The sequence below is a fragment of the Pantoea sp. X-Soil-YNGN-775 genome (assembly GCF_059730575.1).
Map to the genome: position 1 here is coordinate 106,047 of NZ_AP035947.1, position 25,831 is coordinate 131,877.

At 53.0% G+C, this 25,831-nt stretch carries 24 protein-coding genes and 1 pseudogene; 10 read left to right on the forward strand and 15 right to left on the reverse strand.

The features are described from left to right. Positions 1 to 124 precede the first annotated feature (124 nt). Positions 125 to 613: a GNAT family N-acetyltransferase gene (locus AC6I8I_RS23530; protein ID WP_312056179.1), complete on the reverse strand. Its 489-nt coding sequence runs from the start codon at positions 611 to 613 to the stop codon at positions 125 to 127. A gap of 94 nt (positions 614 to 707) precedes the next feature. Here AC6I8I_RS23530 and AC6I8I_RS23535 point away from each other — a divergent pair, with 94 nt between their 5' ends. Beyond that, positions 708 to 1,652, forward strand: a complete 945-nt coding sequence (locus AC6I8I_RS23535) for a LysR family transcriptional regulator (RefSeq protein WP_312056181.1) — start codon at positions 708 to 710, stop codon at positions 1,650 to 1,652. Positions 1,653 to 1,678: 26 nt separating this feature from the next. On the opposite strand, the gene AC6I8I_RS23540 is transcribed toward AC6I8I_RS23535, so the two are convergent. From AC6I8I_RS23540 to arnB, 8 genes are all read right to left on the reverse strand, one after another. Next, positions 1,679 to 3,208, reverse strand: coding sequence for a Fic family protein (locus AC6I8I_RS23540; RefSeq protein ID WP_312760118.1), 1,530 nt, complete (start codon positions 3,206 to 3,208; stop codon positions 1,679 to 1,681). Between the two features lie 370 nt (positions 3,209 to 3,578). Further along, positions 3,579 to 3,962 (reverse strand): 4-amino-4-deoxy-L-arabinose-phosphoundecaprenol flippase subunit ArnF, encoded by a 384-nt coding sequence (gene arnF, locus AC6I8I_RS23545; RefSeq protein ID WP_497828924.1) that lies wholly within the window; start codon positions 3,960 to 3,962, stop codon positions 3,579 to 3,581. Next, complete coding sequence (arnE, locus tag AC6I8I_RS23550; protein WP_497828925.1) at positions 3,959 to 4,282, reverse strand: 4-amino-4-deoxy-L-arabinose-phosphoundecaprenol flippase subunit ArnE; 324 nt, start codon at positions 4,280 to 4,282, stop codon at positions 3,959 to 3,961. Before arnE ends, arnF begins: the two co-directional genes overlap by 4 nt. Further along, a complete protein-coding gene (gene arnT, locus AC6I8I_RS23555) occupies positions 4,282 to 5,943 on the reverse strand; it encodes a lipid IV(A) 4-amino-4-deoxy-L-arabinosyltransferase (RefSeq protein ID WP_497828926.1) in 1,662 nt (553 codons plus the stop codon). Before arnT ends, arnE begins: the two co-directional genes overlap by 1 nt. Then, positions 5,934 to 6,851 carry a 4-deoxy-4-formamido-L-arabinose-phosphoundecaprenol deformylase gene (arnD, locus tag AC6I8I_RS23560; protein WP_497828927.1) on the reverse strand — a complete coding sequence of 306 codons (918 nt, stop codon included), beginning with the start codon at positions 6,849 to 6,851 and terminating at the stop codon, positions 5,934 to 5,936. Before arnD ends, arnT begins: the two co-directional genes overlap by 10 nt. Further along, a complete protein-coding gene (gene arnA / locus AC6I8I_RS23565) occupies positions 6,848 to 8,830 on the reverse strand; it encodes a bifunctional UDP-4-amino-4-deoxy-L-arabinose formyltransferase/UDP-glucuronic acid oxidase ArnA (RefSeq protein WP_497828928.1) in 1,983 nt (660 codons plus the stop codon). Before arnA ends, arnD begins: the two co-directional genes overlap by 4 nt. Then, entirely contained in the window at positions 8,827 to 9,822 is a 996-nt protein-coding gene (gene arnC, locus AC6I8I_RS23570) for an undecaprenyl-phosphate 4-deoxy-4-formamido-L-arabinose transferase (protein WP_312056189.1), read from the reverse strand. The genes arnA and arnC overlap by 4 nt, the downstream gene beginning before the upstream one ends. Continuing rightward, positions 9,815 to 10,960, reverse strand: a complete 1,146-nt coding sequence (gene arnB / locus AC6I8I_RS23575) for a UDP-4-amino-4-deoxy-L-arabinose aminotransferase (RefSeq protein ID WP_497828929.1) — start codon at positions 10,958 to 10,960, stop codon at positions 9,815 to 9,817. The genes arnC and arnB overlap by 8 nt, the downstream gene beginning before the upstream one ends. 762 nt (positions 10,961 to 11,722) lie before the next feature. Between arnB and AC6I8I_RS23580 the strand changes: the two genes are divergently transcribed. Then, complete coding sequence (locus tag AC6I8I_RS23580) at positions 11,723 to 12,301, forward strand: YceI family protein (RefSeq protein WP_312056191.1); 579 nt, start codon at positions 11,723 to 11,725, stop codon at positions 12,299 to 12,301. 11 nt (positions 12,302 to 12,312) lie between these two features. Here AC6I8I_RS23580 and AC6I8I_RS23585 read toward each other — a convergent pair. Then, positions 12,313 to 12,820: pseudogene (locus AC6I8I_RS23585) on the reverse strand (anti-sigma factor family protein); the annotation flags it as partial. Positions 12,821 to 12,946: 126 nt separating this feature from the next. Beyond that, a complete protein-coding gene (locus AC6I8I_RS23590) occupies positions 12,947 to 13,960 on the reverse strand; it encodes a Gfo/Idh/MocA family oxidoreductase (protein WP_312056192.1) in 1,014 nt (337 codons plus the stop codon). A 108-nt stretch (positions 13,961 to 14,068) separates the two neighbouring features. Between AC6I8I_RS23590 and AC6I8I_RS23595 the strand changes: the two genes are divergently transcribed. The 4 genes from AC6I8I_RS23595 to AC6I8I_RS23610 all read left to right on the forward strand — a co-directional run bounded on the left by AC6I8I_RS23595 (position 14,069) and on the right by AC6I8I_RS23610 (position 20,138). Then, the gene (locus tag AC6I8I_RS23595) at positions 14,069 to 15,079 is read left to right on the forward strand and encodes a LacI family DNA-binding transcriptional regulator (protein ID WP_497828930.1); all 1,011 of its coding nucleotides are present in this window, start codon (positions 14,069 to 14,071) and stop codon (positions 15,077 to 15,079) included. Between the two features lie 599 nt (positions 15,080 to 15,678). Further along, on the forward strand, positions 15,679 to 15,852 hold the full coding sequence (locus tag AC6I8I_RS23600; RefSeq protein ID WP_312056194.1) for a hypothetical protein: 174 nt from the start codon (positions 15,679 to 15,681) through the stop codon (positions 15,850 to 15,852). Between the two features lie 47 nt (positions 15,853 to 15,899). After that, complete coding sequence (locus AC6I8I_RS23605) at positions 15,900 to 16,103, forward strand: Hha/YmoA family nucleoid-associated regulatory protein (RefSeq protein ID WP_497828931.1); 204 nt, start codon at positions 15,900 to 15,902, stop codon at positions 16,101 to 16,103. A 1,065-nt stretch (positions 16,104 to 17,168) separates the two neighbouring features. Then, the gene (locus AC6I8I_RS23610; protein ID WP_497828932.1) at positions 17,169 to 20,138 is read left to right on the forward strand and encodes an autotransporter outer membrane beta-barrel domain-containing protein; all 2,970 of its coding nucleotides are present in this window, start codon (positions 17,169 to 17,171) and stop codon (positions 20,136 to 20,138) included. A 697-nt stretch (positions 20,139 to 20,835) separates the two neighbouring features. Here the strand turns inward: AC6I8I_RS23610 and AC6I8I_RS23615 are convergent. The 4 genes from AC6I8I_RS23615 to AC6I8I_RS23630 all read right to left on the reverse strand — a co-directional run bounded on the left by AC6I8I_RS23615 (position 20,836) and on the right by AC6I8I_RS23630 (position 23,435). After that, on the reverse strand, positions 20,836 to 21,405 hold the full coding sequence (locus tag AC6I8I_RS23615) for a hypothetical protein (RefSeq protein ID WP_497828933.1): 570 nt from the start codon (positions 21,403 to 21,405) through the stop codon (positions 20,836 to 20,838). A 128-nt stretch (positions 21,406 to 21,533) separates the two neighbouring features. Then, complete coding sequence (locus AC6I8I_RS23620; protein ID WP_312056198.1) at positions 21,534 to 22,166, reverse strand: LuxR C-terminal-related transcriptional regulator; 633 nt, start codon at positions 22,164 to 22,166, stop codon at positions 21,534 to 21,536. A 46-nt stretch (positions 22,167 to 22,212) separates the two neighbouring features. Then, a complete protein-coding gene (locus tag AC6I8I_RS23625) occupies positions 22,213 to 22,803 on the reverse strand; it encodes a helix-turn-helix domain-containing protein (protein WP_312056199.1) in 591 nt (196 codons plus the stop codon). 434 nt (positions 22,804 to 23,237) lie between these two features. Then, a complete protein-coding gene (locus AC6I8I_RS23630; RefSeq protein WP_497828934.1) occupies positions 23,238 to 23,435 on the reverse strand; it encodes a hypothetical protein in 198 nt (65 codons plus the stop codon). A 384-nt stretch (positions 23,436 to 23,819) separates the two neighbouring features. On the opposite strand from AC6I8I_RS23630, the gene AC6I8I_RS23635 reads away from it, so the two are divergent. From AC6I8I_RS23635 to AC6I8I_RS23650, 4 genes are all read left to right on the forward strand, one after another. Further along, positions 23,820 to 24,137, forward strand: a complete 318-nt coding sequence (locus AC6I8I_RS23635) for a hypothetical protein (protein WP_312056200.1) — start codon at positions 23,820 to 23,822, stop codon at positions 24,135 to 24,137. A gap of 9 nt (positions 24,138 to 24,146) precedes the next feature. Further along, positions 24,147 to 24,371, forward strand: a complete 225-nt coding sequence (locus AC6I8I_RS23640; RefSeq protein WP_312056202.1) for a hypothetical protein — start codon at positions 24,147 to 24,149, stop codon at positions 24,369 to 24,371. Between the two features lie 110 nt (positions 24,372 to 24,481). Further along, complete coding sequence (locus AC6I8I_RS23645) at positions 24,482 to 25,012, forward strand: fimbrial protein (RefSeq protein WP_312056203.1); 531 nt, start codon at positions 24,482 to 24,484, stop codon at positions 25,010 to 25,012. Positions 25,013 to 25,078: 66 nt separating this feature from the next. Then, positions 25,079 to 25,816 (forward strand): fimbrial biogenesis chaperone, encoded by a 738-nt coding sequence (locus AC6I8I_RS23650; RefSeq protein ID WP_312056204.1) that lies wholly within the window; start codon positions 25,079 to 25,081, stop codon positions 25,814 to 25,816. Positions 25,817 to 25,831: the final 15 nt, after the last annotated feature.

Genomic DNA, 25,831 nt, shown 5'->3' on the forward strand with positions numbered 1-25,831 from the left:
AAGCGCTGAACACCGGGTAAAAGCGCCGCACTGTTTTACCCTGATGTGCATCTGGCCGCGCTCAGGATGAGGCAGCTGAGGTCATCCTGCCACGGGGCGGACCGGTCGGTTTTTACAAATTGGTTCAGTTGAGCTCACGCGAGGCAAATCTTTCCAGCGCCGGGCCATCCAGCCGGTAACGCACCCATTCGCTCAGCGGAAGCGCGTTAATACTCTGATAAAAATCTTTAGCGGATTTATCCCAGTCCAGCACATTCCACTCAATCCGGCTGCAATGCCGGCTGACCGCCAGCTGCGCCACATAATGAAGCATCGCTTTGCCCGCCCCTCTGCCGCGATAATCGGGCGTAAAATAGAGGTCTTCCATATTCAGGCTCTGGCGGCCAATCCAGGTGGAAAAACTCATCGAAATGACGCAGTAACCCGCAATTACGCCCTCAATTTCACAAATATAGGCTTCTGCTGTGCTGTCAGATCCAAACAGGGCGTGTCTGATTTCGTCAACGTCCGGCACCGCCTGCAAAGGCGCTTCGCTGTATACGGATAAGCCGTTGATCATGTTATAGAGGGCATCCGTATCTTCCGGGCTGGCCTGGCGAATAATCACGCTCATAAATATTCTCTGATCAGTACTGTTTGATGCCCGTAAGGATAATCGCTATTCTTTAATGAATTAAGTGCAATAAAATCAATTACAGGTGAATTTCATGCATCATGTACTGAGACGTCTCGATCTCAATCTTCTGCCTGTTTTCGATGCCGTTTATCGCCACCGCTCGGTCAGGCTGGCTGCGGTTGAGCTCTCCATGAGTACTTCTGCGTTAAGTCACGCCTTAACCCGCCTGCGTGAATTCCTGAAAGATCCACTGTTCTATCGCGAAGGCCATAAGATGTGTCCCAGCGTCTTTGCCCACCAGCTGGCACCGCAGATTGCTGCCTCCCTCGCGGTGCTCAATCAGCATCTCAGCCCGGTACAGCCCTTTGATCCCGGAACCAGCAGCCAAACTTTTCGGGTTGCGGTAACCGACTACACCGCCTTTTGTATCTTTCCGGAACTGATCAAAGCGCTGGAAAAAAGCGCGCCCGGCGTGAATTTCGAACTTTGTCACCTGCCCCACAATCCGGCACTGACCGAATTACTGGCCGGTGAGGTTGACCTGGCGTTGAGTTTTAGCGAGCCGGATGATGTCCGGCATCAGGATCTGGAAGAGGTGGATTTATTCAGTGATGAATTCGTGGTGATCGGTAACATCCATCGCCAGAGCCTGACGCTGGAGGAGTATCTGGCCGCCGGCCATCTGGTAGTGACGCCGTGGAATGAAAAAAAGGGATTGCTGGATACGCATCTTGCCCGGCTGGGGCTGACGCGGCGGATCGCCCTCAAAACCCCGTCAATGCTCAGTTCGCCGCACATCGTGGCGGAGAGTGAATTGCTGATGGCCATCCCCTCCTTTGTCGCCGGTAAAATTGCCCCGCTCGCGCAGGTCAGAGTCTTCAGATTGCCCTTCCACGCGCCGCCTTTTACGGTAAAAATCTTTTCCCACCAACGCAGCGGCAAAAAATCCTCTACCGACTGGCTGAAGGACAATATTTTCCAGAGCATCCAGCGTCAGAATCTGACGCTTAACCGACAGGCCCAGCCGGTCAGTTAATGGCCTGGTAGTGCGATCGGTGCCGCTTAGCGCACCGGCTCCTCAAAGGCCGATCTGACCGCTGCGACAATCCGTTGGGCTTTTTCGGCGTCATCAAGCTGCGGGAAGGCCTTTTTCAGTTTGCCGGAAACCTGCCAGCCATTCTCTTTCAGCGAGCGGATGATGCGGCTGGCGTCCTGGTCGGGCATCTCAATCACCTCTTTCAACCGCTCCTGTGCCCGCTGAAAAATCACCAGCACTCTGGCCTCATCTGCCATTTCAGTTCGCACCGTATGTTCGACCACCCGGGCGGTATACAACACCTGTTCGGTCAGGTCGGGATAACGCCAGGCGAAACGGGCATCGTCGTAGTCAGTGAAAACGAAGTTACTCAGGGTGCCATCTTCATAGGTGATCAGTTCAGCAAACCGATAGCTGCCGGCGTAGCGGCGCATCAGCCGTTTCGAAAAAACGTCCAGCGTGCGATCATAGCCGGCGCGGAAATCGATTGAACTGGTGATGGTGGCCGAGACCGGCAGAATAACGCCCTCCGGCACGGCGTGGTCGCGGATCAGCGTATCGTTGATTAAAAAGCGGTGGATGCGGCCATTGCCATCGCGCATCGGATGGATATAGACAAAACCAAAAGCGATCACGCCGGCTCGCGCCAGCGGTTCTGCCCCGCGCGTAGCCTGCTCAAAGGCTTTCAGGCCCTGCATAAAACGCGGAACATCGCTAAACTGCGGCGCAATGTAATGGACGATGTCTTCGCGCATTGTCGCCTGGCCGACAAATACCGGCGAGCGGCGCAGCCCCAGTCCGAGCGCATCGTGACCGAGAATGCCCTGCTGCAGGGTGTGCAGACTGGCATCGCTGAGCGGATCGTCAAGCTGGCCGCAATATTGCGCAATGACGTGGGCGAATCGCTGAATACGATCGGCCTGGCTGGCCTCTTTTTCAATCAGAAAGCTGGCGCGGGATTCCTTAAACGTCAGCCAGCTGGCGGTACGCAGCAGGATATCGGCACCAAACGCGTTATCCAGCTCGGCAAGGGCGCTCTTCAGATCAAAAGCCAGCGCCTGTTCGATGGCGGCTGTCCGCCGCATTATCGGACAGAAATCAACGCTGCCAGGCAGATTGTCATTGATGCGCCAGCGCTTTGACCGCTTCAGGCTGGTGCGGGTCAGGTAGGCCTTCGGGGAAATCGCATCCACATAGCCGCCGTTGGTTACATCCGGCACCGCCAGCGTCTCGCCGGTTAGCCACTCATAGAAAAAACCGGCGCGGCGGGCATATTGTCCGTAAGGTTCGCGGCGGCACCAGTTCTCCAGCGGTTCGGGGCCGATAGCGGCAAACAGGCGGGCAAAAAATTCCAGATGGATCTCTTCATATTTGAGTCCAAAGGCGAAGTGACCGGCAACGTCGTCTTCCGGGCGGTAGCTCGGCGGATAGCGGTTCTCTATCTGCCCCTGATTCTCGTGGCGGGATCGTACAGTGCCGATAAAGGACGCCACACGCAGCGGTTGCGCCAGTTCAATAGCATAACGTTCAGACAGCGCTTTAAAGCCGACCAGCATCGGTTAAATCCTTTATCAGAAGATTAAAAATGATAATAAAAAGCAGATTTAACACGGAAATGCTAATTTCGCCAGCCAGAGAACGCTATTGCTCAGGTGAAAAGAGTAATGAAAGTGACGTTGTCAGTGAAAATGATAATCACAGAGTCACAATGCGATCGCATTGCTGCTGTCGGGACAACAGGCTGGACGCCGGGAAAGGGTATTCGGGCGTTAAAGATTAGAGCATGGTGGGAACGGCCCGGAACAGCTTTCCCCACCGAAAATATGCGGGAAAAGAGCAGCACGGGGCTGCCCGGTCAGACGGCATAAGCGTCCGTGGTCGTCCGATCGCGATAAGGTGACGCGAGCGGCCGGGCTGGCGGAAATTTTATTCCTCCAGCAGCAGACACGTTACCCCGAGAATGATAACCGCGATACCTGCCAGCCCACGCCAGCTAAAAGGTTCATGGAAAAACGGCAGGCTGACGGCCGCCAGCCACACCAGCACATAGCTCAGGCTCAGCAGCGGATAGATCCGGCTGAGTGGAAAACAGCGCAACGCCCGTAACCAGCACAACATCGACAATCCGTAGGCCACGAGCCCGACCGTCAGTGACAGGGTGGGCAGCAGCAGAATGGGCAGCAGCGCCAGCGGACTGCCGCAACAGCTCAGCCTATGCAGGTCGGGCAGTTGCGGCATTGCCCAGCGCATCATCAGCTGGGCCGCTGACACCAGCAGCACGCTGGCCGTTATCCAGCCGTATCTTTTCATAGCTGGCTGCCCATCAGCGTCACCCCAATCACCACCAGCAGCGTGCCGCCGATCTGGCGCAGCGTCAGGCGCTCACGCCAGATGATGCGCGCCGCCAGCGCAACAAAGATAAAATTGAGGCTCAGCATTGGATACGCCTGACTGACCGGCACCCGCTGTAATACTGCCAGCCACAGGATCATGGCGATCCCCAGCAGCAGCACGCTGCCCGCCAGCCAGCCAGTAACCGCCAGCCGGGAACCGCTGACCCGCGTGGCCTGTTTCTGACATAGCTGCGCGCTGCAGCTGAGCAGGCTCACCAGCACAATCAGCAGCACCATCAGGGAGTCTGCCCATAATAGAGGCTGATCAGCCTGCCCTGACGATAAACCGCATCCGGTACCGGGATCGCCGCTGCGATATCGCTGTGCACCGAGTCAACCAGCAACAGCAACGACACGCTGCCGATACGGCGATGCGCCGTGAGCCAGCCGGCCAGGGCGGCCTCGCTGACAAAGCGGGATTGCGCATCCGGATAGCTCAGCCCATATTCCAGTTCGCCTTTCTGGTCATAAAAACCGATATCGCTGCGCCGCAGATGCCAGGCAACCGCCGAGGCGACGCCCGGATTATCCGCCAGAATATAACGGCTGCCGGCCAGCCGATCGCTGATTGCCGCCACAAAATGCTGTGGCTGTTTGGCGTCACGTATTTTATCCGGCATCACAGGGCCGATCGTCAGCGCAACGACTAACGGGCAAAGCGCCGCTGCCTGCCAGCGATGGCTGGCGTAACGGGTGCTGTACAGGCCGATCAGCGACCAGCTAAGGAACGCCAGCGCCGCCAGCGCCAGTTTACTGTTTTCACCCGACGCAAACAGCGGATGGTGTGTCAGGCTCCACGGTGCCAGCACCAGTAGCAAAGTAGCCAGCATCACCACGCCATACAGGGCATTCAGCCAGCCGTTGATCTTCAGCGCCCGCCCCGCCCGTTGCGCCGTCTGAAGTCCGTAGTGCGCCATCAGCAGCGACAGCGGCACAAAACAGGGCAGGATATAGGTCGGCAGCTTGCCTTTTGCCAGGCTAAAAAACAGCAACGGCATCACCGTCCAGCTCAGCAGATAGCGTGCTGCAACCTGATGCTGACCTTCGCGCCAGCCCGTCATCAGCGCACCGGGCAGCAGTCCCAGCCAGGGTAACGTCCCCAGCAGTAAAACCGGCAGGTAATACCAGAATGGCGCTTTGTGCTGCGCATTCGGTTCGGCAAAACGCTGAATATGCTCAACCCAGAAGAAGTAGTGCCAGAAATCGGGCGCCTGATGCCAGATCGCCAGCGCCCAGGGTGCGCTGATCGCCGCCGCCGCCAGCACCGCCAGCGGACCATAGAACAGCAGTTCAGCGATCCGCCGACGCCAGATCGCCCACGGCAGAATCGCCAGCACCGGCACCGCCAGCGCCAGAAACCCTTTGGTCATGAATCCGATACCGCAGGCGAGGCCGAGCAGCAGGTAGCCACCGACCCGGGTGGTGCGCGCGTCAGCCTGGGTTGCCAGCCAGTAGCTGCACATCGCAGCCGCCAGCCACAACATCAGCATCGGATCGAGCACCGCATAGGTCCCGACGCCGTAAACCAGCAGAGAGCTGAGGAAAATCACCGCACCCACCGCCGCGGTACGCCGTGAATCAAACAGCCGTTTGCCCAGCCAGTAAATAAGCGCGGCGGTCAGCGTGGTAGTGATTATCGATCCGGCCCGCACGCCAAAAAGAGTGTGACCAAACAGCCACTGGCACAGCGTGTTGACCCAATAGCCCGCCACCGGCTTTTCAAAATAGCGCAGGCCGAAAAAATGCGGTACCACCCAGTCACCGGTCGCCAGCATCTCGCGGCTGATCTCAGCATAGCGGGTTTCATCCGGCTGCCAGAGATCGCGAAACATCGGCGGGATCAGGTAATACAGGGCAAAAAAACCCAAAAAAAGCAGCCATTTGCTGGTTATCCGCATCGGGGCTCTTTCACCTCATCAATCAGTTTCTGACAGCCCAGCCACCCTTCCCGCCCGGCAATTTCGCCTCTCACCACGTTGCCGCGCGGCAGGGTTGAGAGATCGGCAGGCAACAGCGCGCTTAACGGGCAAAACTCAATGCCGTTGCGGCCCGCCCACGTCAGCAGCGTGGCAAAGTCCTGATAGCCGACAATGCCTTCCACCTCGGCATGAATGGTATAAACCGGCGTTTCCCCGGCGGAGAGCATCTGCTCGAGGATATAGCCATTAAAACCGTTCGCACTGACCTGTCGGCCCACCACTTCATCCCAGGTGGGCAGCGTGACCGGTATCTGTACCGTGCCGGCCTGCCCGTCAGGCAGGATCGGCACGAACGGGCCGCTGCCGCGGCAGTCGCTGTTGTAGTGAAAGCCAAAGTGCTGTTTAGCGACCATCACCCGCCCGTCGGCGCGCCAGCCTGCGGCGGCCGAGCAGCTGATGGGCTGACCAAGGATCTCGCTCAGCGTCTCGTTGCCGCGGGCTAACTGCTCAATCAGTTTCTCTTCCGGCCAGACACCGGCCCAGGTTTGCCAGGCAAAATGATCCCATGCGTGCAGCCCGACCTCATGCTGCCGGGCCGTCTCCTGCATAATGCGACTCAGGCCGCGGCCAATCGGCTTGCCCGGCCAGGCGGTGCCGGCCAGCAGGATGTCCCAGCCGTACAGCGAGGCGGCGCGCGAACGCATCATTTTCCACAGAAAAGCCGGTTTGATCAGACGCCACAGATGGCGTCCCATGTTGTCAGGTCCGACACTGAAGAAAAAACTGGCGCGTATGGCGTGCTGCCTGAACAGCGCCAGCAGCGCCGGTACGCCCTGCTGCGTGCCGCGCCAGGTATCCACGTCAATCCGCAGACCGATCCTTTTCATCGATGATCAGCCTGCTGCTCAAGGGTTCGCAGGAAGAAGTCGAGCGTATTATCGATGGTGGTATCCATCGTCACGGTCGGCGTCCAGCCCAGCAGCCGGCGCGCGTTGCGGATCGCCGGTTTGCGGTGCTCGACATCCTGATAGCCTTTGCCGTAGTAGCTGCTGCTCTCCACCTCACGGAAACCGGCAAACGGCGGGAACTGGTGACGCAATGGATGACGTTCGAAGCTGGCCAGCAGCTGCTCTGCCAGCTCTTTAATGCTGGCTTCGTTATCCGGGTTGCCAATATTGATGATCTGGCCATCACAGTTCTGCTGCTTGTTTTCGATAATCCGGAACAGCGCTTCCACCCCATCCTGAATGTCGGTAAAGCAGCGCTTCTGCCTGCCGCCATCTATCAGCTTGATCGGAGAACCCTCGACCAGGTTGAGGATCAACTGGGTGATGGCGCGTGAACTGCCGATGCGCGCCGCATTGAGGTTATCCAGCCGCGGTCCCATCCAGTTGAACGGACGGAACAGGGTGAAACGCAGCCCTTCTTTCTCGCCGTAGGCCCAGATCACCCGATCCAGCAGCTGTTTTGATACCGAATAGATCCAGCGCTGCTTGTTAATCGGTCCGACCACCAGACTGGAGCAATCCTCATCAAAGCTGGCGTCGGTACACATGCCGTACACCTCCGAGGTAGAGGGGAAAATGATGCGCTTTTGATACTTCACGCAGTCGCGGATGATTTTGAGGTTCTCCTCGAAATCCAGCTCAAACACCCGCAGCGGATTACGGGTGTATTCGATCGGTGTCGCAATCGCCACCAGCGGCAGAATGACGTCACATTTCTTAATGTGGTACTCAATCCACTCGGAATGGATAGCGATATCCCCCTCGACAAAGTGAAAGTGTGGATGATCGAGAAAACGGCTGATAGCATCAGAACTGATATCCAGACCATAAACCTCAAAGTGGTCATCCTGTAACAGCCGTTCGGTGAGGTGATTACCGATAAAGCCGTTTACGCCGAGGATCAGCACCCGGGTACGGCGCTGCAGTACCGACTGCGGCTGTGAGTAGAGCAGCGCACCCGGCACCATTCCTAAGCTTTGCGCCAGCTGGCTGCCGTTCATGTAGACACCATGCTCAGACTGCCCGGTCTGGATCTCCAGCGCACCGTCACCGCAGGCGATCAGAAAAGGCTGTTTCGACAGCACCGTGCCCGGCCTGGCGTGGTGTTGCTGTGGGTGAACCCGGCTCTTCCAGACGATAAATTTTACCGAGCCGGCAAAGGCGAAGGCACCCGGCCAGGGATCGGTTACCGCCCGAACCAGATTGTGAAGTGCCTGCGCCGACTGATGCCAGTCGATGCGGCCATCTTCGGCGGTGCGCCGTCCGACCCGGCTTGCCTGGCTCTCATCCTGCGGCCATTCGCTGACTGGCCCGTGACGCAGATCGGGCAGCTGATCGTTCAGCAGCTGCGCCGCCGCCGCCGACAGTTTACGGTGCAGGGTCAGCGCCGTGTCCTGATCCTCAATCGCCACCCGCAGCTGCGCCAGGATATTACCGGCATCGGCCCGTTTCACCATCCGGTGCAGGGTGACGCCGGTCTCGCGTTCGCCGTTGATCAACGCCCAGTTGAGCGGTGCCCGGCCCCGATATTTTGGCAGCAGCGAACCGTGCAGATTAAACGCGCCATGACGGGCGCACTGCAAAATCTCGTCGCTCAGCAGGTGCCGGTAGTAGAACGAAAAAATCATGTCGGGCGCCAGCGTGCGGATGCGGTCAAGCCAGATCGGGTGGTTCGCCTCGTCCGGGGCATAGACCGGGATACCCTGTTCAGCCGCCAGCCGCGCCACCGATCCGAAAAAGTGATTTTCGGTCGGCTCATCATTGTGGGTAAAAATGGCGACGATCTCATAGCCGGCATTCAGCAACGCCGTGATACCAACACAGCCCATGTCGTGGTAGGCGAAAACGAGGGTCTTCATAGGGAACTTTCCTTTACTGATGGCTGAACTGAAGGCGCTTGCGGAGCCTTAACAACCCGTTGAACGAAATAGCGCGGACGCGCCCGGACATCGTTATAAATACGCCCGATATACTCACCGAGCAGGCCCATACCGACGAACTGCGCGCCGATAAACATGAACAGCACGGCGAACAACACGAAAACGCCGTCGCCCGCCCAGGCTGCACCAAAGAACAGCCGCAGCACAATTAACACCAGGGAAAAAGCGAAGCCGGTCAGCGCAATCAGGCTGCCGACCACGCTGAGTAAACGCAGTGGCGTGGTGGTCAGACAGGTCACCAGGTCATACATCAGGTTGATCAGCCGCATGAAGCTGTATTTCGAGTCGCCAAACGCCCGTTCGGCATGGATGACCGGCAGCTCAATGGTGTGGCGGGCAAAGGTATTAGCCAGTATCGGAATAAAGGTGCTGCGTTCGTGGCAGTTGAGCATCGCATCGACAATATGACGACGGTAGGCGCGTAACATGCAGCCATAATCGCCCATCACCTGGCCGGTCACCCGCTGGATCAGCCGGTTCAGGGTGCGGGAAGCCTGACGACGGAACCAGCTATCCTGCCGCTGTTGCCGCACGGTCCCGACCACGTCATAGCCCTGACGGGCGGCGTCAACCAGCCGCGGGATCTCTTCCGGCGGATTTTGCAGATCGGCATCAAGCGTTACAATGAGGTCGCCGCGGACGTGGCTGAAGCCCGCCATGATGGCGGAGTGCTGACCATAATTACGGTTGAGCAGCACCCCAATCACCGGGCTACCCGGACGGGCTGCCGCCTGTTCGATGACCTCTGCTGAGCGATCGCTGCTGCCGTCATCGACCAGCAGGATTTCATACTCCAGTTCCAGCAGATCACAGGCTGCACAGGTGCGGCGAATCAGTTCAGGCAGGCTCTGCTGCTCGTTGTAGACCGGGATAACCACGGACAGCAGCTTGATAGGTTTTACGTCACGCATCGCAGGCTCCCGCAATGTCATGCAACGCCGCGATCACCCGTTCCACATCCTGATCGGTCATGCCAGGGAACAGCGGGATTGAACACATTTGCTGGCTGTTGCATTCGCTGGCAGGCAACCGCAGCTGCGGGAAGTGCTCACGGTAATATTTGTGGGTATGGGCAGCGCGGAAATGCAGTCCCGATCCTATATCCCGCGTTTTCAGCGCCTGCATAAACGCATCGCGTGACAGTCCGCAGCGCGACTCATCAATGCGCAGAATAAACAGGTGCCACGCATGCTGATGCGGCCAGTCGGGCAACGACAGTGGCGTGAACGGCAGCGCCTGCAGGGCATCAAGATAGCGCCGGGCAATCTCACTGCGGCGCGCGATAAAACCCGGCAGCTTTTTTAACTGCACCAGCGCTATGGCGGCGCTGATGTCAGGCAGGTTGTATTTAAAGCCCGGCATCATCACTTCTGCCTGCGGCTGGCGGCCGTGAGTCTGGCGATCAAAGGCATCAACCGCCAGGCCGTGAAACTTCAGGCTGCGGATCCGATCGGCCAGCGCGGCGTCATCCGTCACTACCAGCCCACCCTCCGCGCAGGTGATATTTTTAATCGCATGAAAGGAAAAAATCGCGGTGCCCTGATGTCCGACATGCTGGCCGCGATAGGTGGTGCCGACCGCATGGGCGGCATCTTCAATCACCGCAATGCCGTGCTGGCGCGCCAGCTGATAAATCGGGTCCAGATCCACCGGCACACCGGCATAGTGCACCGGTATAATGGCGCGGGTGCGCGGCGTGATGGCGTGGGCAATCTGTTCGGGCATCACCATCAGATGATCCGGGTCGACATCAATCATCACCGGCGTTGCCCCAAGCAGGGTGATCAGATTGAGGGTGGAAACCCAGGTCATCGATGGGGTAATCACCTCATCGCCCGGCTGAATGCCGAGGGCCATCAGCGTGACGTGCATCCCCGCCGTCGCCGAACTGACGGCGATTGCATGCTGATTGCCGGTCAGCTGAATAAATGCCTGCTCCAGTTCGGCGCATTTCTCGCCGGTGGTTATCCAGCCGGAGTCAAAAACCGCTTTTACGGCGGCCAGTTCCTCATCGCCAAACGCGGGGCGTGAAAAAGGCAAAAATGCCATGGTGAAGCTCCTGCAGTTCTACACAATAAACAGGCACGCACGGTTAATCATGCGCAACGCCAGTAATAGCGAGGAAATAGCGCATCTCCCGCTGGCACCCTTTTAAAGAGCGCGCGTCGATCTTTTAACAAATTAAAAATATCTGACTGGTGATACACGCTAACGCACAAAAGTTAACTGAACATTAAATGAAGTGGGTTAAATCCAATAAAATAAAAACAGTTTCATTTAATCATTTTCGGAAAAGTTCAGTTATTTAATATTAATAATTATATCGATTTCACTCTTTTCGTCTTATTGACAACAGGTTTATAATCGATGAGTATCAGGTGGGTTAACGGCTCTGCCATCAAATTGAATCAATGACCAAAAACCGATTAAAAATCGTTTGTTTTCATGAAAATAAAAATAATCACGACACGCAAGTGCAATTAAAAACTGCTGTAACGCGCACGGGAAAATAATTTCAGAATAAATGTTATCGGCTTAAGGTTTTCTTAATATTAGCCACACCGGTTTACTCACGCACTGATCGTGGGTTGAGGGCCACTGTGTTAGCGTCAGATTTTTACCTGCAGGTCAGCTGTTTTAGCAGGGATACTGGTCAGGCGCGATTCCGGGCAACAACGGTATTCGCGCTGCAACCGTTTACTGCTGGCCAGTTTTATTCAATCAAAAGTAAAGCTGGCCGTGCGATAAAATGAATACATTCCGCCCGACAGACGTTAACACCTTAGCTGCACATATAAAGAGAACCATCTGATGATCCGCATCGCCTGTCTGTTAAGCCTGAGCTGTTTCTTAAGCGCGTCGCTTCACGCCGCGCCGGTGACCTACCTCATCGCCACCGATAAGACCGCCATCGGGCTGTCGTGGCGTGCCTTTGGCCACCGCTTTTCACAGGCGCATCTTGAAGGCGTGACCGGCACTGTGACGCTCAACGCCGGGCAGGACAGGGACGATCGTGTTGAGGTGTACATTCCCGTCGATACGCTGGTCGCCTCAAACGCCTTATTAACCTGGCAGCTAAAAAATGACATGTTCTTTGATGCGCAGCATTATCCGCGGATCCGCTTCGTCAGCAGCCGGGTTGCGGCGCTGGGAGCGGGGGAATACCGGATCTTTGGCATCCTGACGGTGAAAGATGTCAGCCGGCCGGTGGTGATGCTGGCGACGCTGGAGGGTGGCCAGCCGCTCACCTCTGGATCACAATCGCTGACGCTGCATGCTACCACCGCGATATCCCGCACCGCCTTCCGGGTTGACCGGCTGGTCGGAATAGTCGATGACCGCGTGGCGATAGCCCTCACCATCACCGCTCAGACCAAACCCCCGCTGTAACTGCTGTCCAATCAGCCTCCGCGCAGCGCTGAACGTAATGTTTCAGCAATGGCGGCCAGTTGCCCCGGTGGATTACGGCCGATCAGGACAAACTGATGTCGCTGATCGGCCCACCAGGCCAGCTGCATACCGTGGCGCTGCTCACGCTAAACCGCGTGGCTTGCCTGGGATTCGGGCGAGATACAGAGCGCCAGCGGCGCCGAAATCAGCCTGCAGCCAGGCAATCTGCGCAATTGAGGTGCGTTCATAGCGCAGCATCCGCACCATTTTCAGCTCAGCCTGCGGCAGGTGCAGCTGCTGTGGCGTAATCTGCATGCCCAAATCGAGCCGGGTGCGATCCAGTCCACGTTGCAGCAGATCGGGAGCGCCCGGGGTATCCGCCAGGGTTTCCGCACTGTAAAGCGACATGTAATGCGCCTCAAGATCGCGGACATTCTGGCTTTCATCGGCGCTTTCACGTTCCGGGCGGGCCAGTAAACCGAGGCCATTTCCCAGCAGCAGAAAACTCACCGAGGCGGCACGGGACGGGATAATCCGCAGCGCGGGCTGAGTCTGTTATTACGTTAATGGCGCAGGGGTGACAGACGGTAACCTCAGCAACGTATTACTGGCTGACCGGCAGGCAGATCGTCCTGCCGATCCGGATTAGATCGACACTTTTTCAACCCGACAGAAGCGGTGTTCGGCCAGCGAAATCACCGCCGCTTCAGCAATCGCCTGGGCTTGCAGACCATCTTCCAGCCCAGGCAGATCGTCAACCCTCTCGCCATTCAGCGAACGGACAAACGCATCCAGCTGCGCATACCAGGTCGCCTTTATCCGGCTGAGCCAGTCGGGCAGCAACCCGGGCTGCTGGATCTGCTCGCGCTGATAGCAGGTCACGCCCTGCTGCTGCTGACTGCGGGACGCCAGCATACCAAGCGGCCCCATCACGCTGATCCGCTCATCGTAGCCGTAGCCGGTGCGCCGGGCGTTATCCAGTTGCGCCAGCCCGCCACGCTGCAGCCGCAGCAGCAGCATGCTGGTGTCCACGTCCGCAAACTCGCTGATGGCAGGCAGCGCCAGCGCTGCGCCCATGGCGGCCACTTCCGTCACTTCGTCATCGGTCAGCCAGCGTAGCAGATCAAAAAAATGGATCGCCTGATCGCGCATCTGTCCGCCGGACGCCTGCAGATAGGCCAGCGGCGGCATATCAGAAGAACGGCAGACCATCTGAATCAGCTCGGCTGGCCCGACTCTGCCCTGCCGGAGTTGCTGCTTAAGTTGCTGGTGGCTGAGGTCGAAACGGCGATTAAACCCGATTGTGACCGGCACATTACAGGGCAACACCTGCGCCACCGCCCGGCGGGCGCGTTCCAGTGACAGATCGATAGGTTTCTCACAGTAGATCGCTTTGCCGGCACGCGCCGCCGCCACCAGCAGATCGGCATGGGTCGGTGTCGCGCTGGCGATCAGTACCATATCGATACTGTCATCGTTCATTACCTGGCTGACTGGCGCGGCGTGAGCAGCAAAACGCGCAGCAAATGCAGCGGCGCGCGCGCTATCGGGATCGGTCACCAGGACCAGCTCAGTCGCCGGATGGGCCTGCAGATTGGCGGCATGTACTTCACCTATAAATCCACAGCCCAACAGGGCAACACGTTGCTTTTTATTCATTTATTTGAACTCCATCATAATCCAGCGGAAAGCGGCCTTTGCAGCTTAGCCTTGCTGGTTACACTGGTGACATCGCGTTGTTGAGGTCTTTACCTCAGGGAGAAAAGAATGTCGCTGAAAGAGATCGCCCGGCGTGCGGGTGTGGGTCTGGCGACCGTGGATCGGGTGCTAAACGAGCGCGGTGGCGTCTCTCCCCTGACGGTGCGTAAAGTCCTGCAGGCGGCGCGTGACAGCGGGCTGAAACGTATTTTGCCGCAAGAGCATCGCCAGCCGTGGCAGATTGAGGTGTTAATCAGTAGCAATGATGCTTTTTTCTTCCGCCAGCTGGCGCAGGATTTTATTGAAGCGGCAATGCATCCGGGCTATCAGCGGGTGACGCTGCACCGTACCTTTGTCCCGGAAGCGCAGCATGAGCGACTGGCACAGCGCATTATGACAGGCAGCGAAACGCGGGACGGTCTGATGGTGTTTGCGCATGCGCATCCGGCGATTTACGCTGCGCTGGCGCACTGTGAGGCGCGTGGTGTGCCGGTAATTACGCTGGTGACCGACCTGCCTGACGCAGCCCGGCTCTGCCATGTCGGTATAGACCAGCACAAAGCAGGACGCACCGCCGGACAACTGATGGGCAAAATGCTGCAACAGCCGGGTGAGGTACTGATGGTCAGTGGACGGATGGATTACACCGCGCACCGGGAGCGAATCGACGGCTTTCGGGATGTGCTGAGCGCGCGTTTTCCGCATCTTCATTTGCGCGAGGAGCTGGCAGCGGAGGAAAATCGCGATGTCATCAGCAAACTGCTGGAAAAACAGCTGATCAAGGGCGGCAACCTGCTGGGTATTTACAATACAGGTCTGGGCAATACCGAAATTGGCCAGGCGCTGGCGCGTCATCGTCGTCTTAATCAGTGCGTGTGGATCGCCCATGAACTTTATTCCACCACCCGCACGCTGCTGGCGCAGCAAAGTCTCGCCCTGACGCTGGATCAGAACACCCGGCAACACGCGCAGCTGGCGCTGCAACTGATGCTCAACTATCTGGAGCAGGGAGAGAAACCACAAGTCTACACTGCCGGCAAAGTTGAGTTCGTCATTTACACCTCTGAAAATAGCGTTTAGGCATCAGGTGATGACCACACACATTCGACAGCCGCTGTCTTAACCTCCAGACTCCCCGGCGGGTAAACGGTCAGGATGGCGACCGCAGGTTTACCTGTCCTGATTCAGCCCCGGCCAGCCAATACAAGGCGTGCTCCGGCCAGAGCATTATTCTGGCCTTTCACTCTTCCTCTTTTTCAGACTACTTTTGGAACAGCCGTTATTTTATTATTCATTGAATGTTGATATCGGGTTAACTGTAAAATCAGCGGTAATTCAACCTGGTTAAAATAATCTTTAATTACAATTAAATACCTATTTAGAGCAAATAACACACAGTCATAAATATTATTTCTCCCAAACCAACCTGCTCAATAAATAACCAATCAAACCCATTATAGCGGCTAACATCAAATTTTTTAGCACTTAAAATGTCTGATAATAGCGACGCTGACCGATCTGCATCAGAATTTTCCAAACAGTCGGATATTTCCGTCCTGAACTGCGCCACAACAGACACCGATAGCTCAGCATGCAGTAAGCAGATAAGGCCAGGATGATAAACCCACTCAAGGGTTACGCCTTTATGGGCACTTTCACTTTACGAGGAGAGTAATATTGTGAGTCTGAAAGTCAGCAGGATGGGTTCGATGCAACAGCGGCCCGACCGCGATACGCAGCTGATTTATCCTGGCGCTCTGCTGATCCTGATGCTTAACCCGGTGACATCATTCTGGCCGGGCAAACGCGATCAGCTTACAAATCTGTTAACCGCCAGCCAGCCTGATAATTGACGCCTCAACTAAGACGGCCAAAATTTTATCTTTTCAAGTGAGGGTTTATGAAGAAGATTGATTATTTATTACAGTTACGAAATTGCCCAAGTAAAGACATCCTTGATATTGCGACCAGCTATATGCGCAAAGGTGTACCAATAGAAGATCGTGCTTGCTTCGAAGGTGCTTACGATCACCGCCGAGCCGAACTGGCAATGAATAAAATTTACACTGAAGTGCCCAGCGAAGCCTGGCGGCATGTCAATTAGCTACCCATATTGATCACGCAAAACCAGATGTTCTCTGTGCCAGGACCGACAAATCCGGCTAGTGAATTTACTTTTCTGCCGGAACCTAAGAGACAGAACAACATCCGCCAGATTCTCAGTCTTTTAGGTTCCGGCAGGGGTGTAACAATCCGTCGCTATGATCGATTTCAAGCGTCCGATCACAACCGCTATCGCTGGCTGCTGCCCGCACAATTGCAACCTGCCGCTACCCATTAACCCGTACGGCTTACCTTTTATGCAACGCCTCATCTTTTCGTCTGAATACACAACCTGCAGTGTTCCGCTTTTGCCGATGAATGATAATCATCATATTCGGGCGACATCGGGTGCCGGCTAATCCTATTAACGGCGGTCAAATCACTCGTTAGCGGCGCGATTAGCCATTATAACTGCGTCGGTTTTTTAATATGTCTATTAATTACTGATTAGTGCCGCCGCATGAACTTCACCTTGATCCGTTTTCCTCAGCCTTTAAAATCATTTCAATGATTGGGGAATGGTTACCTGCCCGGCTTATCATTTAATCGATAAACGTTAATGACTTCATTCATTCCCAGCCTGCAATAAGGCGTTACTTGTCGAAAAAGCATTGGGTTTATTTGCGCGCTTCCAATTAAATTCATTATAAACAATCTGCTATAACGTCAGATATTCTTCTTCGAATTTCGGATTAACCGCAAAAAGGCATAATCAAAAAAGAATGCAGGTGAATTTATTTAACATCTATATCCTGACGACAATTGTCGCATCGCCTTAATTTTCAAAGGAGATCCTTTTCAGAGGCGAACACTGCCGCCTTCAGAAGGTAAAACCCGGCAATCTCAGCTCCTTTACACAATTCGATTCTGCCCGGCATAATCCTGTCACGTTGGTTAAAAATGAGGTAATCAACTTACTAACTTCAACTGAGCTGGCCGGTATTCGCTCGGTCTGCTCATTCATTCTGCTTAATATCCCTCTGCTGATATCAGGACTAACAGCGCTGAATTAGGGTCATTAATAAAATCTTAAGGAAGAGTTACGGCTATGAATAATAAATTTAGAATGAGCAAGATCGCGAAGATGCTAATGCTGGCCAGTGGCGTCAGCGTTATGCCCGCCCCGACCACTGCGGCAATAATCGGAAGCCAGACCGGCAGCGATATTTCCCTGCCAGACGGCACCATCCTGATGGGCGACAAAATCAGCAGTGGCGGACTTTACGGCATTCTGGTGCCGACCGGAACCACTGCGGCCGTTGATGCAGGCATTGGCAGCACCGTCCGCGTTACCGATGCTGACCATATCGCCCAGGGCATCGTGTTAAGAGGCCCGGAGAGCCAGTTTACTGCGGATAAACTCATTGTCAGTGTATCGGGCAAAACAGCCAACGGCTTTGAGCTGGCGGGTAAGCATTCCCACGCTGAATTAGGTACCGGCAGTTCGGTGGCTACCGTCGGAACCGGCAATGGATTCGCTGATGCCGTAACGGTGAGCAATGGCTCCAGCCTGACAGCGGAGAAGTTGCTAATTGTCACTCAGGGTACTGCCGGACGTGGCCTGCATGTTTCCGGCTACGGCACCGAGGTCAGCTTAGGAGATAACAGCACCATTCAGACAAACGGCGCTAACAGCCACGGCGTTCAGATTGATGCGGCGACCGGCCAGGCTACAGACAGCCTGCCATTACTGACGGCCAATCAGCTCACGATTAATACGCTGGGCGAACGCTCTAATGGGGTTAATATTCAGGCAAACAGTTCAGTAGACCTTGGCAGCCATTCCAACATCATTACTACAGGTGATATCTCTGCGGGGATCTGGAGCCTGGGTAATTTAACCGCCGATCATCTGACCATCAGTACCTCCGGAGTGGAAGCCGCAGGCCTGTCCGTAAGGGAAGACGGGGTCGCCGACGTTGGCGCGGGCAGTACCATTTCCTCGACTCAAACCGGTGCAATTGTGGCGATGGGTGAGCACGCCGTTCTGAATTTTTTTGGCACCGGGGAAGAACGGAACACGCTAAAATCCGCGGGCTTATACGGCGCTTTATCGCAGTCTGCAGGCTCAATGGTCAATCTGCTGAATACCGACATTGCCATTAATAGTGTCAATAGTTCCGGGTTTGGCTTGCTGGCAATCAATGGGCAGATTAACGGTGAGAACCTGACCATCACCGGATTAGCGGACAGCACCATCGGGGTTTACGCCTTAAGCGGCGGGCAGATTAATCTTCACGGCGATTTAACCGTTGATATGGGTTCGCCGGAAGGGGTTGCGATCGCCACTCAGCATGATGATGGCTATGCGCCGGGCGTGATTGCCGCTGACGCAACAATGGCGATTACCGGTAGCGTGATATCGCAAGGTGGGTTAATCGATCTCAATTTTGCCTCCGGCTCGCGCTGGTCAGGCAGTGCTGGCAGCGACCATGTCAATGAGGGTCATCTTAACGTCAATCTGACCGACAGTCAGTGGCTGGTAGCCGGCAATTCTGAGCTGGATAACCTGCAAATGCATAATTCGCTGATCGACATGACCGCAGCCAGCGACGTCGACGCTTACTCCACTCTTACTGTTGCTAACCTGAGCGGCAACGGCGATTTTGCCTTACGTACCGATCTGGTCGGGGAGGGAGATGGCGTCAATAATATTGGCGATAAGGTTGTGGTGACTGAAAGCAGCGCGGGTGATTACACCTTATTCATCCAAAACCGGGGCAGCGCCACCACGACCGGTAACGAAGTGCTGACCGTGGTTGAAACGCCCGATGGCGTCGCGACCTTCAAAGGAGACACAGATGTTGAACTGGGTGGTTATGTCTACACCGTTAACCAACAGGGCACCGACTGGGTGCTTTCCGCGCCAAAAGTCGAAGTCGTCCCCCCGGAAGAGATACCCGCTCCCCCGGCAGAGTCGCCTGAAGCAGAACCTTCTCCTCCAGCCGATAATGGCGAAGCATCGCCAGCCGTGCCGCCAGTAGCAGAGCCTTCTCCGCCAGCCGATAATGGCGAAGCATCGCCAGCCGTGCCGCCAGTAGCAGAGCCAGTTCCACCGGCAGTGGGTGAAGACAGCGCTTCACCCGCCGCTCCAGCAGCACCGCCGGCAACCAGCGGCCCGACAGTGATCAGCAGCAGTGCTAATGCCGGTGCAAACTTCCTGAATATTGGTTATTTACTGAATTACGCCGAAACCCAAACGTTGATGCAACGGATGGGCGATGTACGCCAGGGTAAAACCACCGGCAACGTATGGCTGCGTGGTATTGATGGTCGCTTTAGCGGTTTTGCCAGCGGCAAGTTAAGTCATTTCAGTATGAACTATAGCGGTTATCAGTTCGGCGCAGACAAACGTGTTGCTGATGAAGTCCCTGTTTATCTGGGTTTGTTTATGGGAGCAACAGACGGCTCTCCACACTATCAAAGCGGCAAGGGTGCAACCCACTCCAGCCATTTCGGCCTTTACAGCACCTGGATAAATGACAGCGGCTACTATCTCGATGGCGTCATTAAATTCAACCGGCTTAAAAATCAGTTCAGCGTCAACGATACGCAGCATAACCGTGTGTCCGGAACGGGCGTCTCGTCCGGTTACAGCGCATCACTGGAAGCCGGAAAAAAATTCAGCTTCTCAGACAGCGCCAACGGTATTTACCTGGAACCTCAGCTGCAGCTGACGGCGGGTCATCAGGACGGCAGCTCGCTACGTGCCTCTAATGGACTGAAGATCGACCTGTCTGGTTATAAATCTGTGATTGGCCGGGGCAGTCTGCTGGCGGGTTATGAGATTACTCAAAGTGGTTATAAGTTTAATGGGTACTTTAAAACCGGCATGATGCGTGAGTTTTCAGGTGATGCGAAGTATGCACTGAATGGTTCTGATGAGCGAATCTCCTTTAAGGGAACCGGCTGGAATAACGGCATTGGTATCAGTGCTGAGCGCAGCAATCATACCCTCTTTCTGGAAGCCGATAGCGTTGACGGCAGTCGTTTCAATCAGCGTCAGGTCAATGCCGGCTATCGCTTTAACTTTTGATCGTCAACCCGTGAAGCCGCAACAATGTTGCGGCTTCCGCTGATGATAATGAAGAGCGGTTGATCGATAAACACTAAACATGAACAGTAAAACCCAGCACGATATTGACCAGCCAGACAGGTACCAGGGCTTAGCACGTTATCGTGCAGTCAGTGATCTGCTGTGAACCAACAAAGCCAGCCCTGAAGCTGGCTTTGTTTTGCCGGTTATTATTTCGGCAACAGTCGGGCATGTTAGCCCGGTACCTGTACTCGCCGGCTTTGGACGGTCAAAAAGGGGCATGAGAATGATTTTGCCACACTGTTATCGATAAACGGCAGCCTGGCCGATGAAGCTGACCAGTGGCGCTGCCGTAGCCGATTTTTTTATTGAATCGTAGTTGCGGATAGACATCAGCGGGTAGTGCAGAGGTCAATACTGCTGCAGCATCGGGCCTTCGCCGCAGTTACACCGATAGTGCAGGCATCCAGGAAAGGGATTCTGACTGCAGACTCAGAACAATACATAACGCATTCTGATCAAAGCCGCAGTATCCAGCATTGACGGATACCGGCAGGCGCGACATTTAGCGTTTTTTAACATCCTGTCAGGTTCGTTATCGGAGGATTTTCAGGCTTACCAGCCCATCAGTCGCAGTGATATCAACACAGATGTCGTTTTATAACGTCGTTAAGGCCCACTCAATCCGTCTCAGCGCTTATGGCTGGCAGTGTTGAGGGGCGACGGCCGAGAGCGTCAGCAACTGAGGATTAAGGCTAAACGGCGCCCTATCTGCTTCGCTCGCCGAAACCCATTGAGCCGTCATTTTATCCGGTTTGTTTAAAACAATCTGACTGAAGTAACGCTTTCCTGCCTGCAACGTCAGGGATGTCGCCGAAATATTTTCAGATTGTCCGAAACGACGCTTATCCAGTTGACCAACTGAAATATCGAGCGCGATAGCGCCCGGGCAGAGAATGAGCTCGACTGCACGATTGCGGGGAAGAATGCTGGTGAAATATTGCTTATTGATAAAAATGCTCACCACTTTTCTTGACGCAGGCGAGTTATCATCATCTACCCGATAAAGAATTACTTTTGCGTATGCCTCAGATACCGAGCGGGAGTGGGTAATCTCAGTATAAGGCTCCGTTCTCAATGACGCCGCCGCCGCATAGTTGCAATAAAGGTAACTAAATAAAACGATTATCATTATAAACACGATAGCCATAGCGGCGCTGAAAGGAAACTTTATCCAGCGAGGGGCATTTTGAGAAGGATGTTTCATGAAGGATTCTCACAGAAATATTAAGAGCCTCATGAATTTGGCTCTACAGAGGCTTCTGATAGTTATCATCTATAAAAATTTCACCTATTCACCAGACAGATGAGTGTGAATTTAGCTGGGTATCCTGTCTATTCATCTTTTATTATCCCTTTGTATAATTCCAGTAAAGAAACAGCATTAAGAAATGAGTGAAACTCATAATCTCCCTTGATATTAAATTTTTTCATAACATTATACTTATGTGCATAGATAGTCTTGACGGAAAGACCAAGAAATTTTGCTGTATGCTGAGCGTCATTGCCTTTTTTCAGGAAACTCATGACCTGCAACTGGACTAATGAAATCCGCGAAAAATTGCAACGTGCACAATCTGATGAATGAAATCCGTGCGAACTTTCATCGTGTGCAAGCAGCCAGGCTTTGGTGATCTTATCTCTGACATTTTTTACACTTGTGCTCCATGAGATCACCGTCAATGACTGGTAGCATATTGGCAGTTCTTCCGCGATAATTTTGTCAGGCTGATCGGTAAACACCAATAGCAGGCAGCCTTTTTTTCTGTACTGGTACGCAGGCTGACACAAATGAAGTCGCCATTGCGAGAAGTTGATTATAATAATGTCCGCTTTCGCCAGGTTATTACTGTCAAACCCGGTTAAAAAATCCACATTTGCACTGAACAGAAAGGCTTCTTTAATCAGCTCGATGATACCCAGCTTAAAGTAAAGATTGTCATCCTTGCATATCACCTTAACATCCATTTTATTTCCTTTTAACGCCCAGATATTCGAGCTGCAGTAAATTACGCTAGGTAAACTTACCATTTACCAACTCAAGCTCTCCCTTCTCTTTCAGGTCTTTTAACACCCGACAGATGGAACTCTTAGAAAGATGAGAGCTATGCTCGATCAGATAAAGTGCCGAGAAGCGCTTCTTAAGGTGCGGAGGTAATTTTTTCCAGCGACCAATCAACGAAATCACCTCATCATAAGAATTGCTCTTTGGCAGTTGAATGTAATTCATCAGATCAGAATACTGTCCTGAGAGAATTGACATCGCATCGTTAAACAGGTTCTTTTCAAACACCAGCATCCAGAATTTCTCATAATCAATAAAACTAACCTTACCGTAATCAACTCTTTCGAGGTATATGGGCGGCTCGTCCAGCGCTGGCGTAACGCCGATAACAGAAGGCGCAGCCAGAATGTTAAGGACTTTATTCTCACCTTTTATCTTGATCAAAAAATCACCATCAAGAATAAACATGACCCGCCGGACGTTATCTTTAGTCAAATGATAGCGGCGCTTTCCCCGTGATATCTCATCGGGATTAGCAATCTGGGTATAACCCGCCAATGCATCGATGATGCGCTCATGATTCTCACTCACTCTATACATATCGATTAACCCAATTCAATTGATACACAAGCCTGGGATAAGCAACTCATGTTCAATATTTAAATTTTAGAAAAACCAGTCTGCGCTGTTATCTTTGCTTGTTCCTGGTGAGCCGATTTTTTCGCTACCTGTTCTCCAACCCATAAACTGGGAAAAGAGAATTATCGGGTTCGCTATAATAAAATCAGCTCAGTAAAATTCAATCCCACAAACCAGTCAAAAGGAAGGATCAAAATCCAGTAAGCAAGGAAACAACCACACCATACACTGCTTAAAACTTATTTTTCAGATCATATATCCGCAAAACAGGGATATAGTTATTGTGTTATAACTTTTTTCCTAAAATTTCACTTTCACATACCCATATGATTACCGATGTTATCGAAGTGGCAATTTAAACACCCTCCATCACAAAATCCTGAACCAAAAAAAAATCATCTTAATTTCCTCCTTAATATTGGAATCAATGTTAATGCCTGTTCAGAAAAAATTTTATCCTCAAAAGCGCAATCCGAAGCAGGCAAAGAATCCCACCACCAAACAGAGGATATTGTATGTAGCAACAAAATAAATGGCCATTTATTCTGTTTATTTGCCTTTATATAGTCAAATGGCCCAACCATTTCATCCAATGTCTTTATCGTTATTTGTAGTTGAGTAAGGTTCTATAAATTGAGCTGATTTTCTTGTAAGGGGCAATCTTGTGGCACGTTAAGAAGATGGGGACCTCAGAATCCTGCGGGTAACAGATATCATTAACTATAGGATCCGGATAATTAAAATGGGACTAAACACCTAACAAAGCGTAACTCCGCCCCCCTTTACCTATAATAAAGACGAGAGGAAATGCGAAGGTTACATAATTACCATGCAGGTTACGTAATTGTAAATAAACCAACCAAAACTAAAAACAAAACTCATTATGGATGATTTACTATTTAAATAGCCTCAATTAATTTATTTAATAGCGCAGCTCAAGTGGAAAAGTATTAAAAACTAATAAGGGAGACAGATAAGTGAGAGAGTTAACTTCTTTTGAAATGCAACACGTTTCAGGTGCAGGCTTTTTTGATTTTATTGGTTCAGTTGTTGTTGGGGCTGTTGCTGGCATCACTTCTTTCGGTTTGAAATGGGCAATGAGTGGTGGAAGTGCGGGTGGCGTGCTTGGCGCTGGCATTATTTCTGGCGGTGTAGGTTTAATCGTCGGCGCCGTAGTTGGTCTGGTTGATGGTGCTCTGTATGGCGCGATGAATGGCTGGGATGCAACGTCAGCCTGGTTTACACAAATGACTGAAAACCAGTTTGATTTGAATAACAAACCCGTTGCGGCATAAGGTACAAAAATGCGTGAATTAAAAGCAAGTGAAGTTTCCTGCGTCAGTGGAGGTTCATTAACCTCAATGATTCTCGACTTTTTCAAAAACCTGAACGCGCCTTCTCAGGAAGAAAAAACCGAATGGATCCGTCCTGATGCCGTTCCTGATGTCAGTACCGTTAGTGGTCGTGACTTTGGCCTTGGCATTGTTGGTCTGGGCATTACAGTGGCCTTTGGCCTGCTGTTTTTTTAATTACGGCGAGATGATTTCTCCCGTAACCCTACTTTGAGTGGTTGCAGGTCATCGTCACTGCTCATTGTTAATGCAGTTCATCTTTTTATTTTTTATACAAAGGAAAGTATATGAAAAAGGTATCTTTGATTTCTCTTGGTCTGTTACTGGCAGCGGCGCAGGTTAATGCAGCAGAAGCATCTGATGGCACCATCAATTTTACTGGCCAGATTAACAGCCAGACTTGTACCGTAAGTGTTAACGGTGGTCCAAGTACCAATACCGTGGCACTGCCTGCGGTCTCTTCAAGCCTGCTGAAAACCGCAGGTCAGACTGCTGGTGCTACACGTTTTAACATCGATCTGAGCGATTGTGCGGTTAAAACCGGTAACGTTTTTGCCTATTTTGAGCAAGGCGCTAATGTTAATGCCAACGGCCGTCTGACCAATACTGGTAGCGCAACTAACGTCGACCTGCAGCTGCTGGACAATAACAGCGTTGCGCTGAACGCTGGCAGCACCGAGCAGTCAGCTTCTCCGCTTACTGCAGCCCTGACTGATGGCGCGGCAACCCTGACTTATGCCGCTCAGTACTTTGCTACTGCTGCAGCAACTTCAGGTACTGTTGCTTCATCAGTAACCTATTCAATCAATTACCTCTAATTGATTCGGGTGGGGAGTTAACTTCCCCACCTTTTTTCTCCCCCTCTCTTAAAAACTCAGCCATTTATGAAAAAAAAAAGTGTTAACTTCATCGCCTCACTGATGATTGCTTGCGTTTTTTCAATGCCAGCTCTCGCCAGTGTGACAATTACAGGCACCCGTATTATCTACCCTGCTTCTGAAAAAGAGGTAACGGTACGACTGGATAATCGCAGTGAACGTCCAGCTCTGGTTCAGGCATGGATAGATAATGGCGATCCTAATCAACCGCTGGATAAAATTGACGTTCCCTTTGTTTTGCTGCCCCCGGTATTCCGAATGGAAGCAAATAAAGGACAAACATTACGTATCGTTGTTACTGGCACTACCTTCCCTTCTGATAAAGAGTCGTTGTTCTGGCTCAATGTACTGGACATTCCTCCTCGCGATAAAAGTTTTGCCGATAAAAACCAACTGCAAATGGCTATCAGAAGTCGTATTAAACTTTTTTATCGTCCAGCCACGCTGGATTATAAAGGTGCGGAAACAGCAGCATCTGGTCTTATATGGCGCAAAGGTAATAAAAGTAATCAGTTAACGGCATTCAATAACTCACCCTACCACATTAATGTGGCACAAATTACGGCAGAAGACACTGCTGGTCATAAAGTAATAAGTGAAAAGGGTGACATGCTGCTACCTGGTGGAAGCAAAGATTTCATCCTGAAAGGGGCCAGCGTAAATCAAATAAAATCCACGTTCGAGTACCAGTATCTGGATGATTTCGGCGCAGCACGGCGTGTCGAAGGACATATCAGCCAGTAATTCTTATGGTGATAA